This is a genomic window from Paralcaligenes ureilyticus, from assembly GCF_004346225.1.
GTDB classification, from domain to species: domain Bacteria; phylum Pseudomonadota; class Gammaproteobacteria; order Burkholderiales; family Burkholderiaceae_B; genus Paralcaligenes; species Paralcaligenes ureilyticus.
Map to the genome: position 1 here is coordinate 1 of NZ_SMAJ01000030.1, position 14,349 is coordinate 14,349.

Annotated in this window: 11 protein-coding genes; 8 read left to right on the forward strand and 3 right to left on the reverse strand. The window is 57.7% G+C overall.

What is annotated here, in order from left to right; genetic code table 11:
- Positions 1-353 precede the first annotated feature (353 nt).
- The 3 genes from EDC26_RS19770 to EDC26_RS19780 all read right to left on the reverse strand — a co-directional run bounded on the left by EDC26_RS19770 (position 354) and on the right by EDC26_RS19780 (position 4,001).
- Complete coding sequence (locus EDC26_RS19770; protein ID WP_132586382.1) at positions 354-1,784, reverse strand: MFS transporter; 1,431 nt, start codon at positions 1,782-1,784, stop codon at positions 354-356.
- Between the two features lie 106 nt (positions 1,785-1,890).
- Positions 1,891-3,045, reverse strand: coding sequence for a CaiB/BaiF CoA transferase family protein (locus tag EDC26_RS19775; protein ID WP_132586385.1), 1,155 nt, complete (start codon positions 3,043-3,045; stop codon positions 1,891-1,893).
- On the reverse strand, positions 3,042-4,001 hold the full coding sequence (locus EDC26_RS19780; RefSeq protein WP_132586388.1) for a hydroxymethylglutaryl-CoA lyase: 960 nt from the start codon (positions 3,999-4,001) through the stop codon (positions 3,042-3,044). Before EDC26_RS19780 ends, EDC26_RS19775 begins: the two co-directional genes overlap by 4 nt.
- A 128-nt stretch (positions 4,002-4,129) precedes the next feature.
- Between EDC26_RS19780 and EDC26_RS19785 the strand changes: the two genes are divergently transcribed.
- The 8 genes from EDC26_RS19785 (at position 4,130) to EDC26_RS19820 (ending at position 14,074) form a co-directional block, all read left to right on the forward strand.
- The gene (locus tag EDC26_RS19785) at positions 4,130-5,038 is read left to right on the forward strand and encodes a LysR family transcriptional regulator (protein ID WP_132586391.1); all 909 of its coding nucleotides are present in this window, start codon (positions 4,130-4,132) and stop codon (positions 5,036-5,038) included.
- 456 nt (positions 5,039-5,494) lie between these two features.
- A complete protein-coding gene (locus EDC26_RS19790; protein WP_132586394.1) occupies positions 5,495-6,742 on the forward strand; it encodes a Zn-dependent hydrolase in 1,248 nt (415 codons plus the stop codon).
- 436 nt (positions 6,743-7,178) lie between these two features.
- Entirely contained in the window at positions 7,179-8,798 is a 1,620-nt protein-coding gene (locus tag EDC26_RS19795; protein ID WP_165931078.1) for an ABC transporter substrate-binding protein, read from the forward strand.
- A complete protein-coding gene (locus EDC26_RS19800) occupies positions 8,798-9,775 on the forward strand; it encodes an ABC transporter permease (RefSeq protein ID WP_132586400.1) in 978 nt (325 codons plus the stop codon). The genes EDC26_RS19795 and EDC26_RS19800 overlap by 1 nt, the downstream gene beginning before the upstream one ends.
- Before the next feature lie 4 nt (positions 9,776-9,779).
- Positions 9,780-10,607, forward strand: coding sequence for an ABC transporter permease (locus EDC26_RS19805; RefSeq protein ID WP_132586403.1), 828 nt, complete (start codon positions 9,780-9,782; stop codon positions 10,605-10,607).
- On the forward strand, positions 10,604-12,292 hold the full coding sequence (locus EDC26_RS19810; protein ID WP_132586406.1) for an ABC transporter ATP-binding protein: 1,689 nt from the start codon (positions 10,604-10,606) through the stop codon (positions 12,290-12,292). Before EDC26_RS19805 ends, EDC26_RS19810 begins: the two co-directional genes overlap by 4 nt.
- Before the next feature lie 3 nt (positions 12,293-12,295).
- The gene (locus EDC26_RS19815) at positions 12,296-13,648 is read left to right on the forward strand and encodes an amidase (RefSeq protein ID WP_132586409.1); all 1,353 of its coding nucleotides are present in this window, start codon (positions 12,296-12,298) and stop codon (positions 13,646-13,648) included.
- A 135-nt stretch (positions 13,649-13,783) separates the two neighbouring features.
- Complete coding sequence (locus tag EDC26_RS19820; RefSeq protein WP_132586412.1) at positions 13,784-14,074, forward strand: putative quinol monooxygenase; 291 nt, start codon at positions 13,784-13,786, stop codon at positions 14,072-14,074.
- Positions 14,075-14,349: the final 275 nt, after the last annotated feature.

A 14,349-nucleotide genomic window follows, 5' to 3' on the forward strand; every position in this document is an offset into this window, starting at 1 on the left:
GGCCCGGTTCTTGTTTCTTTGTCATGGAATCACCTTATAAATTAATAATGATTCACTTCAAAAGTGTCCTCCAAAATTAGACCACAGCAGTTTGACCAAGACGCTTGCGAATAGCCCGGGGGACTGACCGCCTTGGGAGTTCGGCGCCCGCCCCGAAGCAGTCCATCCGTGCGGGGAGTCATGGCGAAGCCAGGACCGGGCACGTCGGAGCCTGCCCCACCTTAACCGCCCATGCCGCGGGGATTGAAGATTCTGTTTTAATTATGATTGCTTGGCCGCGACGATGGCAGCCACAAGGGCTGCCACTACATTGGGCCTGTTTTATTCAAACAAGAATAGGTAGTTTCCCCCCATTACGGCGAGATCTCGTCGAGGCTTAAACCCGTTGTTTTCGGTCCGAACACGCCGATGGAGACGACGATGGCGAGCATGCAGCCGATGATGCCGGCGAACACACCCGTGACGCCGAAGTTGTGCAGCAGGTAGGCGATGAGAAAGCCCGACAGCATGGCGCCGACGCGGCTGGCCGAATACACCATCCCGCTGGCCCTGCAGCGTACGCTGGTCGGAAACAGTTCCGACTGATAGGTGTGGTAGCTCACCGAGATGAACTGCCCCGAAAGGCTGATAAGTACGCCGAACACGATCAAGGGCAAGGGGTTCGTCATCTTCGAGAACAGCAGGCCGAAGACGATGACGGCAAGCGCCGAGCCGACGATAATCCATTTGCGCTGGATTTTATCTGCGAAAGTGCTAGCAATGAGCGGGCCGAGGGGCAAGGCAATGGCGATGATGGACGAATACAGCAGGCTCTTGGTTACCGTGATGCCTTGGCCAATGAGCAAGGTCGGCACCCAATTGGCAAAGCCGTAGTAGCCGATAGCCTGGAAAAAATTGAACACGACCAGCATGATCAGCCGTGAACGGAAGGGAGGTAGCCAGACTTGGCTGAATGCGGCGGTGGCCGGTTTGACGGCGGTAATCGGCATTGGCGCGGGCAGCGCCTTGCCATATTGCGCAGCAACCCGTGATTCGATTTTTTGCACGATGCGCTCGGCATCGGCGTTGCGCCCGACCCGTGCCAGCCAGCGTGGGGATTCCGGTACGGGGCGGCGGATGACCCAGACGGCAAGCGCGCCGAGTGAGCCGATCAGAACCACCCAGCGCCAGCCGTCGAGTCCGAAGGGGGCATTTGGAATAAGCCAGTAAGACAATATCGCCGCGACCGGAGCGGCCACGAACATGATCGCCTGATTGAAGCCCATGGCGCGGCCTCGCATTTGCTGGGGCACAAGCTCGGTGATGTAGGTGTCGATGGTGATGATTTCAACGCCGATGCCGATGCCGGTAATGAAGCGCCAGAAAAGCAGGCCTTCGGCCGAGGTCTGGAACGCCATGATGGCCGAGCAGACGGAGTACCACAGCAGGGAGTAGGTGAATACTTTGCGCCGGCCGTAACGGTCGGCGAGAAAACCCAGGCCGAAGGTGCCGACGAACAGGCCGGCAAAGGTGGCGGCAACGAATGCGCCGAACCCCTTGAAGGCGAAGAAAGTAGCCGTCGTCGTGGCGAGGATGCCGCTTTTGGCCATCCCGGGGGCGATATAGCCCATGAAGATCAGGTCGTAGATTTCGAAAAATCCGCCCAACGAAATAAGAAGCACGAGCACCCACAAATATCGGGTCGTCGGAAGACGATCCATGCGGGCGGTAAGCAGACGCGACAAATCGCCTGCGGATTGACGTGATGAGACGGCGGCTGCCGTCGCTGCGGTGTTTGAGTTCATATAGTCTCCTCGGATGCAAACGGGTGCGAAGCCTTTGGCTCCTCACCCCGGCCCGTGTTTCGGTCTGCTCTATTGGCAGTCTTGTTCATGGGTATGTAGTGGTTATTCAATTTGATAAAGGTTGTGTGAGTCGCGCCAGGATTTCCTGAGTATGTTCGCCGACTCGCGCCAGCGGCTGGCGCACGCCGGGCCGGCGTCCGCCAAGAACCAAAGGCAATAGCACGACGTCGGTCATGCCTCCTTCGTCGGTCTGCATGGGCACGACGCCGCCGCTGGCGCGCAGATGCGGGTCGTCGATCAGTTGTTCAGGCCGCACGATCGGCGCGTAGGGAATGCCGGCGGCCTCTAGTTTGACCGACAATTCGTCGGCCCGATGGTCGCGCAGAATCTCGCCTAAACGTCTGATCAATTCGGGTCGTACCGCAACGCGCTTCGCGTTGGTCGAGAGGGCCGGCTCGTCGGCCAGCCCGGGCGCTCCGATGACGCGGCACAGGGTTGTGAATTGCTTGTCGCTGACCGCTCCGATGAAAAGCTGCTGGTTGTCGGCCAGGGTAAAGACGTCGTACACGCTCCACGCCGACACGCGCGAGGGCATAGGCGGGGGCGGTTCGCCCGTCATCGAGAACTGCTGCATATGCTGGGCGGCGAGAAAGACGCAGTTCTCGAACAGCGCGCTTTGCACTTCCTGGCCCAGGCCGGTGCGGTCGCGTTCGCGCAGTGCGGCGAACACGCCGATGGCGCCGAACATGCCGCCCATGATGTCGTTGACCGAGGTGCCGGCGCGCAGCGGACGCCCCGGAGGGCCGGTCATGTAGGACAGTCCGCCCATCATCTGCACGACTTCATCCAGCGCCAGGCGGTTTTCGTAGGGGCCGGGCAGGAAACCCTTGTGGGAGACGTAGATCAGTTTGGGGAAGTGCTTGGAAAGCGTTGCATAATCCAGCCCGAGCGAGGCCATCATCCCGGGGCGGAAGTTTTCCAGCATGACGTCGCATTGGCCGATCAACTGGAGTGCTGTGGCGAGTCCGTCCGGCGTATGGATGTCGAGCACGACGCTTTTTTTGTTTCGGTTGAAGCTGCGAAAAAAGCCGATGCCCAGGCCGGGCAGCCTGCGTGTCTTGTCGCCTCCGGGAGGCTCGATCTTGATGACTTCGGCGCCCAGATCGGCCAGGATCATTCCGCAGGTCGGGCCCATGATCATATGGGTGAATTCGATGATCCGCACGCCATCGAGCGGCAGTCCGGTCGTTGATTGGCTCATGATGTGTGCGCCGCAAGGGGCGTGGGAACGGCGGTCGAATAGGTTTTTGGAAGTCCGGCGCGCCATAGCGTGCCGTGCAGTGTTTCGGTCGCCAGCCAGCCCGCAAGGCGTGCGCGCAAAGCCAGCAGGCGGTTGATGTCGATGCCCGTGGCAATACCCATGCCGCCAAGCATGAACACCAGGTCTTCGCTGGCGGCGTTGCCGCTTGCGCCTGGCGCGTAGGGGCACCCGCCGATGCCGGCCAGGGTCGCGTCAAAGCGGGCCACGCCGGTTTCCATCGCAGCGTAGATATTGGCCAGGGCCAGGCCCCGCGTGTCGTGGAAGTGGCCGCAGCAGAATTTTTCACCGGCTATTTTGCGCGCTTGGCCGAACAAGTCCCGCACGGCCGCCGGGTTGGCGTAGCCGACCGTATCGGCGATGCTGACGCGATCGGCTCCGGCATCGAGCAGCGCCTGCATGCAGCGCAGCACTTCGGCGGGTTCGACCGCGCCTTGCAGCGTGCAGCCAAAAGCTGTGCCGATGCCGCCTTCGATAAGCGTCCTGGAACCCGCGGCGTCGCGTACGGCGCGAATGCGGGCGACTTCAGCCACGACCTCGTCGGGCGTCTTGCGCAAGTTGGCCAGGCTATGGGCATGGCTCGCAGACAGCGGCACCAGCATCAGATCGGCCTGGGCGGCGATGGCGCGTTCGGCCCCTTTCAGATTCGGCACCAGGACCGAGACGAACAGGTCCGGCAAGGTTTTCGCGAAACGGACCAGGTCAGCCGTGTCGGCCAATTGCGGCAGCAAACGGGGCGGCACAAAGGAACCTACTTCGATTTCTCGCTGCCCCGCTTCGTACGCCGCGCGGATCCACTCCCGCTTGCAATCTGTCGGGAGGATGGTCTGAATGCTTTGCAGGCCGTCGCGCAGCCCAACCTCGCGTACGACCACACTTGCAGGAAATTTTGTCGTCAATTGTCTCTACCTTGGGGCCAGTCTGCTACTGGCTACAGCTGAACTTTAGACTTTCCGTAAGTGTTGTAAAGTGGCGATTTAGAACAGTTAACGTTCCGAAATGGAATGTTAACCAGGGGGATGGCGCGATGCGGGACATTGACATTAAAACGCTGCGAATCTTTGTGGCGGTATGCGACCTGCAGAACATGGCGCGTGCGGCCCAGCAGGAGCACATTGAACCGTCCGCGATCAGCAAACGCATCGCGCAACTCGAGGTCGATCTGGGTACGCCTTTATTGCTGCGTTCCCGCCGCGGCGTGCAACCGACGCCGGTGGGCGTGGCTGTGCTTGAGCATGCCCGCAGCGTGCTATTCACCATGGACCGGATTGCCAACGATGCCGCCGCCTTCGCGGGTGGCGGTGTGGGCCATGTCAGGTTGATCGCGTCCGCCTCGGCCGTGGCGGAGTCGTTGTTCGACGATATCGCGTCCTTCATGCGCGATCCGGACAACCGGAATATCAAGGTGGATGTCGAAGAGCGTCTGTCGCGCGATCTGGTCAGGCAGGTGCGCGACGGCATGGCGTCGCTGGGCGTGTGCTGGGACAATCAGGACTTCGAAGGGCTGCAGCACCAGCCGTATCGTGAAGACCGCCTGGCGCTGGCGGTTCATCCGCAGCATCCCTTGGCGCGGGAAGAGTCTTTACGGTTCGAGCAGACGCTGGACTACGAGCATGTCGGCCTTCCGCCTTCGACGGCTGTGCATACCATGCTGCGGCAATTCGCCGCGCGCATGGGGCGCCGCCTGTCCTACCGGGTCGTCGTATCCAACTTCGATGCGGCATTCCGGGTCGTTGCGGCCAATCTGGCCATTAGTGTCGTTCCGTTGGAGGTTGGCGGGCCTTACACGAACTTGCTGGGAGTCAAGGTCATTCCGCTGGCCGATGCGTGGGCGGAACGCCGCTTCGCGGTGTGTTATCAGGACATCAACGCCCTGCAGCCGGCGGCGCGCCGGATGGTCCAGCATCTGGTTGAAAGCGCGGTGCGCGCGGGCTAGAGCATTTTCGATTGACGTGTTTACGGAACTGAACGCGTTTCGCGTCGCTTTTTTTGCGCCGTTTAGGGTGGGATCGTTCTGCTAAGACGCCGCAGGGCGAGGGGTGTTGGGTCGAGTGAGATTCACGGGCAACATGATGGAGGTAGGCTGCGGACAACGCAACAGATGCAGGCTGCAGGCCCAGCCCCTGCCCCTGCCCCCATGGACGGCGTCTTCAAATACCAACACGTCCCATGCCGTATACCGTTTGACCAAATGAGGCTGTTCGGGCACGCTACAATTCCCGATTGCTTTTGAACACGTTGATGAAATGCGTCCGCACTAGGCGCCGAGATAAAGATCGCCGCGGATGTTTAAAAATGAGCCAAAGCGTCAGGCTCTGGAAGTGACGTTATCAACGCCTGGATTGTCTTTGCAGAGATAGAGGCAATGTCAAGGCAAATATGGAGCGGGGCAATGTCGACTACGACACTCATCGATGGGGACCGTCTGTGGCGCAGTTTGATGGAGTTGGCGCGTATTGGCGCCACACCGGGAGGCGGCGTCAACCGGCAGGCGCTTACTGATTTGGATAAAGAGGCGAGGGACTTGTTTTCCAGCTGGTGTCGGGAAGTGGGGTGCAGCATGCGAACCGACCCTATAGGTAATTTATTTGCGCGACGCTCCGGGCGCGATGACACATTGCCCGCCATTATGATGGGTAGCCATATCGACAGCCAGCCGACGGGAGGAAAGTTCGACGGAGCGTACGGTGTAATGGCTGGATTGGAAGTATTGCGGTCTCTGCATGAAGGCGATATAGCCACCGCTTGCCCTGTCGAAGTGGTCGCATGGACCAACGAAGAAGGGGCGAGATTTGCGCCGTCGATGATGGGGTCCTCCGTCTACGCCGGTTTGCTCGGCCTTGAGCAGGCTCTGGCGGTACAGGATGAAGAAGGTAAAAGCGTAGGCCAGGAATTGACGCGTATCGGTGTGCGGGGTGTGCCTGACCCGCACGGACCTCCGGCGGCTTATTTTGAAGCGCATATCGAGCAGGGACCCATACTCGAAGCCATGGACAAGACCATAGGCATTGTTTCCGGAGCTCAGGGGCAGTGTTGGTTTCAGTTGACGTTAAAGGGGCGACCCTCGCATGCCGGAACCACACCCATGAATCTGCGTAGCGATGCCTTGCTGGGTGCGGCGGCAATCGTCATGGAGTTGAACCGCATCGGCCGTGAGTTTCCCCCTGGCTGCGCAACGGTGGGCCGAATCCAGGCCGCACCCAATAGCCCCAATGTAATCCCGGGGTCCGTTTATATGACGGCGGAGATCAGGCACCCCGATGATGATATTCGGGCGATTATGGAACAAAAATTCAAACAAGCCATCGATGTCGCTGTGGCGGAGAACTCTTTGATTTTGGATATGCGCAAGGTGCTTGAACAGCCTGCCGCGCCATTCAATGCCGAGTGCATTGACAAAGTTCGATTGAGTGCGGAGCGGCGTGGGTACTCCAGCATGGATATCGTCAGCGGTGCAGCGCACGATGCTGTGGCGCTGTCGCGCATTGTTCCGACCGGCATGATCTTCGTGCCTTGTGCGGGCGGCATTAGCCATAACGAAATAGAAAGTGCGACACCGGAGGATCTTGCCGCTGGCTGTCAGGTACTTTTCGACAGTGTGCTGGCCAGCGCCTGCAAGGCGGAAACAGCCGGTAGCTGACCGGGGCCGCGCCACGCCGCACGACCCTGGCGCACTGCGGGCATAAAGTACCCCGCGTCCAGCCTCGCCGGACCGATCGCCACATCAATTTTACGAACCAGGTGATCGGCTGGCACCGGTGGCTCCAGCGTCACCATTTCCCATGCGTGTTGGTAGGTGGTGGGCTCTTTTGGCGTGCCCGCATTGTTGGCAAAACCTCACCATTTGATGAGTGTTTGTCAGTTATCTGTAAGGGAAAATACTAATAAATAGAATAATCCATTCCAATATTTTGTGGGATATCATTCCTGCGTAGTCCAAAGCAGTTGTATCGAACCGCCTCGCAATGCACCAAGTCAAGTCATGTGGACGGGTAGTAAGTCCAACTCTTGGTGGGGCCGTATGTACGGGTGGAAGAATTCCCAACATAACTGAAGTCACTATCTGGAGCAGGACTGTGAAGCATTTTAATTTTGTGAGACGGCGCCTTTTGACTGCGGCGCTAAGCGGGACATTAGCCTTCGTTGGTATCGGTAGCGCATGTGCTCAGGGGGCCGCGGAAAAGGGCGGCACCCTGATCATGGTCGTGCAGCCCGAGCCACCCACTTTGGCCTCTTACCAGAGTACCGCCGGGCCGGTTGGCCAGGTCGCTTCAAAGATATTCGAGGGGTTGCTCGAATACGACTTCAATCTCAAGCCGATTCCCGGGCTCGCCAAATCATGGGCTGTTAGTCCAGATGGCAAGACAGTGACTTTCTCGCTCCAGGAAGGGGTGAAGTTTCACGATGGCAAACCCTTCACCAGCGAAGACGTGAAATTCAGCATCCTTGACGTCTTGAAAAAGGTCCATCCACGAGGTGTAAACACCTTTCGCGCGGTTACCGATGTCAAGACTCCTGATCCGCTCACCGCTATTTTCGAACTGAGCGAACCAGCACCTTACATGTTGATGGCGATGTCGTCGTACGAATCGCCCATGCTGCCAAAACATGTGTACGGCAATGGAAATATCACCAATCATCCCCGCGCCAATACGCCTGTAGGCACCGGCCCATTCAAATTTGTCGAATGGCAGCGCGGGCAGGTCATTCGTCTGGATCGGAACAAGGATTATCACAAGGCCGGGTTGCCGCACCTTGATCGTATCGTTGCCAGGTTCATTGCCGACGGTGGCACCCGTGCCGCGACCCTGGAGACTGGGGAGGCGCAGATTGCCGGCTTCAGCGCCGTACTGCCCGTCGACGTGAAGCGTTTAAAGACGCTGCCGCATCTGGGCGTGACCTCCAAAGGTTACGAGATGCAGTCGCCGCTCATCATGCTTGATTTCAACACGACGAAGCCTCCTTTCGATAACGTGAAGGTACGGCAGGCGGTAGCGTACGCAATCGATCGAAAATTTGTTCTCGATAATATCTGGTTTGGATTCGGCCGCCCCTCTACCGGGCCGATCAGTTCCAATTTCAAGGCTAACGGCTTGTATACGGCCGACGTCATGAATTACGACGTTCCGAATCGCATCGAGATCGCCAATAAATTACTGGACGAGGCCGGTAAGCCGCGTGGCGCGAACGGAGTACGTTTCGAGATCGTTCACGATCTGACTCCTTATGGAGATGAGTGGCGCCGGTTTGGGGAATACGTACAGCAGCAGCTCGGAAAGCTGGGCATCAAAGTGACATTGCGTTATGAAGATGTACCGACGTGGTTGCGGCGTATCTACACCAACTATGATTTTCAGTTGAATAGCGGGTGGATTCAAACGCTAGCGGATCCGGCCATCGGGGTCCATAGACTGTTTCACTCGAACATGATCAAGCCCGGCACGGTGTTCGTCAATGACAGCCGTTGGAGCTCCAAGGAGACCGACGAACTGATGACTCAGGCGGCGGTCGAGGTTAATCCGGAAAAACGGGCAGCTCTCTACCATGAGTTTCAGAAGAAAGTCGTTGAGGCAAGCCCGGTTGCCTTCATGCTTGAACTTGACTTCACGACGGTCTACAACAAGAAGCTCCATAATTTTCTTGTCAGCCCGCTAGGTTTGTATTCATCGTTCGATCAAGCATGGTTGGCTAAATAATGCATCCGGGCGTCCTATATGGCCTTCGCCGCGTCGCGCATGCGGCGCCTACGATCCTCTTCATTGTTTGTCTGAACTTTGCGCTGCTTCAGTTGGCGCCGGGTGATGCAGCCGATGTTCTGGCCGGAGAGGCCGGTTCTGCCACACCAGAGTACATGGCTCAGTTACGGCAGAATTTTGGTCTGGATCAACCCAAGTACATTCAACTGCTCGTGTATTTAAAGCAGATGTTGAGTTTCGACCTGGGTTTTTCACATCGATATGGGATGCCGGTGACGGATTTGATTATGTCGCGCTTGTGGCCAACTCTTATCTTGATGGTGCCGGTTTTTATTATCGCTGTGGGGGCGGGAGCCCTGGCCGGCAGCATCGCCGCACGCAATCTGAATAGCTGGAAGGATAACTTGATATCGACGGCGTCGATCCTGGCGTATGCGACGCCGGTATTTTGGGCGGGTTTGATGCTGATTGTCCTGTTCTCAGTCAAGCTTGGGTGGTTTCCGGTAAGCGGGATGGAGCAGGTTACGGCGTTTCATGTAGGGACAGCACGTATTCTCGACATCGCTCATCATCTGATTTTGCCTGTGCTGACATTGACCATGTTTTATCTTGCGCTATATGCGCGCCTGATGCGAGCGTCGGTGCTGGAGCAATCGTCAATGGATTACGTCGTGACTGCACGAGCAAAAGGACTGACCGAGCGGCAGATTGCGAGGCGGCATGTGATGCGCAATGCGTTGCTTCCCGTCGTCACGATGGCAGGCGTACAGGCGGGTGCGGTATTGGGCGGGTCGGTCGTCGTCGAGACAGTATTTGCGTGGCCTGGGCTTGGCCTGCTGGCGTATGAGTCCCTCTTCGCTCGCGATTTGAATCTTTTGTTGGGCATTTTCTTCGTCTCAGCCTGTTTGGTCGTGGCGGTCAATCTGATTGTGGATCTCGTCTACTCGATGCTTGATCCCAGAATCGAACTACGGTGAATGTATGAACGACATGCTCAGGCGATTTTTCCGTCATCGGCCGGCCGTGGTTGGGTTGTTGTTGCTAATGGCGGTGCTCGGAGCGGCGATGTTTGCGCCGACGCTTTATCCGACCAACCCCTTCGCGCTGGTCGGCAAGCCTTTTCAGGCCCCCGGAGGTGAGTACTTGTTTGGCACCGACATGCTTGGCCGGGATGTCCTGGCCGGTGTGCTTTACGGCGCCAGGACGACACTGTTGATTGGCTTGGTTGCGACCTTGATTGCAACTTTTGTCGGGGTTAGCGTGGGTGGCCTGGCTGGTTACTTCGGCGGCAACATCGATGCGGTGTTAATGCGGTTAACCGAGATGTTCCAGACGATTCCATTTTTCCTGTTCGCAATCCTGTTGGTGGCTGTATTGACACCGACGATTCAAAGTGTGGTGATGGCGGTGGCCATTGTGTCGTGGCCGCCCATGGCTCGGCTTGTGCGCGGTGAATTCATCACGATGCGCAATCGGGAGTTCACCCAGGCGTGTGTTTCGATGGGTATGGGGCATGCTCGCATCATCTTTGTGCATATTCTGCCGAACACGCTGTCCTCGATCATTGTGACGGGTTCGTTGATGGTTGCCACGGCGATTCTTACCGAGTCGGGTTTGTCTTTTCTTGGGCTGTCCGATGCAAACACGATGAGTTGGGGTTTCATTATTGGATCCGGCCGATCTGTTTTGCGGACGGCATGGTGGGTGTGTGCGTTTCCTGGAATAGCCATCATGTTGACGGTGATGGCCATTAATCTTGTCGGCGACGGTTTGAATGATGCGCTTAATCCGCGCTTGAGGACTCTATGAACAAGGCCGCGAGATTGTCGAATTTGGACCCTTTGGCAGCGTCACCGCCGGTTGAGGCCCTGTTGCGTATTGACGGGTTGACCGTCGATCTTCCTGCGCAGGCAGATAGGCGCCATGCGGTTCAAGGTGTCGATCTAACGTTATCGCGTGATGAAATACTATGCATTGTCGGCGAGTCGGGCTCCGGCAAGTCGGTTATGTCGCGCTCCGTGCTTGGCCTATTTCCATCGCGCCATGTTCAACCGAGCGCCGGCCGAATTTTGTTCAATGGGGAAGATTTGCTGACTGCAAGTCCCGAGAGGCTGCGTGAATTGCGCGGGAACCGCATCGCGATGATTTTCCAGGAGCCGATGACCGCCTTGAACCCGGTTATAAAAATCGGGCAGCAGATCGACGAAGTAATGAAGGTCCACACGCAGGAAGATCGCGCCGTTCGCCGGGCCCGCGTGTTGGAGATGCTGACAGCGGTCAACTTGCCGGATCCGGCCCGTGTCCTGGACGCCTACCCTCATCAGCTATCGGGTGGTCAGCGTCAGCGGGCGATGATTGCGATGGCTCTTGTGCTTGAGCCCGACATCCTGATCGCCGATGAGCCCACGACGGCATTGGATGTGACGACACAAGCCCAAATCCTGGCTCTCATACGAGAGGTCCAAGCGAAGCGGCGCATGGGCGTGATGTTTATTACGCATGACTTCGGTGTGGTGGCAGAAATTGCCGACCGGATTATGGTCATGCGGCACGGCAAAGTGGTCGAGCACGGCTTGGCCGAAGCGATTCTCGAATCTCCGAAAGATCCCTACACCCGCGCGTTATTGGCTGCAGTGCCAAGCATCGTTCCCGCAGCGCGACGAAACTTCGATGGGGCGCCGACTGTGTTGCGGGTGAACGGGGTGAGCAAGATATTCCGTTCGGGCGGTGGCCTGCTTGGTAGCAAGGCCAGGCAAGTCCATGCGTTGAAGTCCGTCAATTTTGCCATTCGTCGTGGAGAGACGCTTGGCATTGTGGGGGAATCAGGATCGGGAAAATCCACACTTGCTCGATGTGTGATCCGTCTTTTACAGGCGGATGAAGGAGAGATCAGAGTCGACGAGGTTGACATCGCAAGTCTTTCAGGCCTGAAACTTCGATCGATGCGGCGTCGCATTCAAATGGTGTTTCAGGATCCCTATGGTTCGCTTAATCCACGGCGCACGGTGGGTCAGCTGATTGCGGAGGGCCCCATGGTTCACGGTGTGGGACGAGATGTCGCGTGGGCTCGCATGGTGGAGCTGTTGGAGCTGGTTGGCCTGGACAAGCGTGCCGCCGAGCGCTTTCCTCACGAGTTTTCCGGGGGGCAGCGGCAACGTGTGGGGCTTGCCCGGGCGCTTGCGCTCGAGCCCGATATTCTGGTTGCCGACGAGCCCGTTTCGGCCCTTGACGTTTCAGTACAAGACCAGGTGTTGCGTCTGCTGTCGGATATTCGGGAGCGCCTCGGGTTGACGGTGCTTTTCATCACACATGACTTGCGCGTGGCGAGCCAGGTCTGTGATTCCGTGGCCGTGATGCGTTACGGGGAAATTGTCGAAATGGGGGCTGTCGATCAAATCTATTCGGATCCTCAGCATGCCTATACCAAGGAACTACTCAATGCGGTACCAGGCCGGCAATGGAGCCTTGGGCGCGCGGCTATGGCAACGGAGTAACTGATGAAGCTTCTGGATTCACCCTTGTCGGCAAAGACGCTCGCTGATTTCGGCGTCGATTTCCGATCCGGCGCGGTAACGGCGGTGGAAACCGCCCACGCGATGTTGGCACGGATCGACGCGCTTGAACCGGGGCTGAGGGCCTTTACCCATTTGGATTCGCAACGTGCGCTCATCCAGGCCGAGGCGATCGACAAACTATGGGAGTCGCGGGTGGATCTCGGCCCGCTGATGGGAGTACCTGTTGCCGTCAAGGATATCTTCAGTGTCGATGGCACTCCTACGCGTGCGGGCAGTCGCGTCCAGGTCGAGGATCTCGTCGCTCCCCAGGGTCATTTCATCACGTCGTTGCTGCAAGCGGGTTGTGTCTTGCTCGGCAAGACGACAACGACCGAGTTTTGCCTGGGAGGCTTCAACCTTACTCATCCGCTGCCTCGGAATCCGTGCGACTCGGAGGTACCGCGAATGACTGGCGGCTCGAGCCACGGGTCGGCGGTTGCGATGGCCGCATCCCTGGCTGGTTTCACGGTTGGCGGGGACACGGGCGGGTCGGTGCGCTGGCCGGCGGCGCTCTGTGGTGTCACAGGGTTCAAGTTCACGTCCGATCGTTGGGAATTGGACGGAATTTTTCCGCTGTCGCCCCAGATGGACAGCATCGGAATCTTTACCGCGGACGCCCATGATGCGGCTTTCGTCGAGGCGGCCCTGCGTCGCGGGCCGATGCGAAATCCCCCGCAGGCCCATGCAATTACGTTGGCCCTTCCACGAGATCATTTCATGGAGAACCTCGACACGGAGGTTGCCGAATGCTTTGCCGAGGCAATTGCACGGTTGCGTAAGGCGGGCGCTCGCATCATCGGGGTGCCGATGCCGGAAGCGGCTGAAATAGACGCGGTGTTTGCAGGCCTCGTTCCGGCGGAGTTGCTTGCTTTCCTTGGGCGTGAGCGTCTTGGCCGGCAGTGGGATTTGCTCGATCCCGTTGCGGCTTCCCGAATCGAACAAGCATTTGAGATGCGAGCCGACGAGTATGTCCGGCTAACAGCCCGCAAGAAAGTGCTGGAGAAGCTTGTGGCACAGCGGTTGGCAGGCGTCGACGCCTTGATTTCACCTACGGTGCCTATGGTGCCCAGGCCAACCGCCGAATTCAGCACAGTGGAACAGGTATCCGCCTGGAACCGGCTTGCCACACAAAATACCCGGCCGGCAAACCTGTTCAATCAATGTGGAATTTCATTGCCGGTTCATCACCTTGGTTCGGCCTTGCCCGTTGGGCTTCAACTTTGCGGGGCTGCGGGCTCGGATGATTTGCTGTTGGCGACCGCAAGAACAGTACAGGATTTGCTGAGCATTCCGTAGAGTGATTCGCTTCCGTCCGGCCCTCATTGTCCGGCAAGGCGGTAAAGAGAGGGCATGTGCCGTCCCTTTACCGGGATTGCGAGGCCAGTGTTCTGCCTTGGTATTGTCAAATTTTCTTAGAAAGGTATTGTGCAAATGAAAATTATGGTTATTGTCGAGTTCACCATTAAGCCGGAACATCGAGCGAAGTTTCTTAACCTTATCCATGGACATGCGAAGCGCACTTTAAGTCGGGAGAAGGGATGTCTTCAATTTGATGTGCTGCTTCCAAAAGATTCCGCCAACAAGGCCTTTTTGGTGGAGGCGTACGCAGATAACGAAGCGTTTGATACCCATATGAACGAGCCTAGCCTGGTTTATCTGAAGGAAACGTACAAGGAGTGGATCGATAAACGGGACATTACTATTTCCAGCGAAATGGTATGAGGTCGTAAGTTTCTTGAAAAGAAAATAAGAAGCTTTCAGCCTATTACGGCGGAATCTTGTCGGGACGTTTGGGTATCTGAAGACGCCGTCTATGGGGGCCGGGGCGTGGCCGGCACGGCGTGCTTGATCCGGATCTGCCTCGTCCAGGCGGGCGTCGGGCCAAACTCGCTACGCCTCGCACGCGAGGCTGCGCTTGTATAGTTTCTTTAAGCGGTTTTGTTTGGTTTTTTATCTGGTTTTTTCAAGCACCTTTTAGTGGGACACTAAAAGGTGCT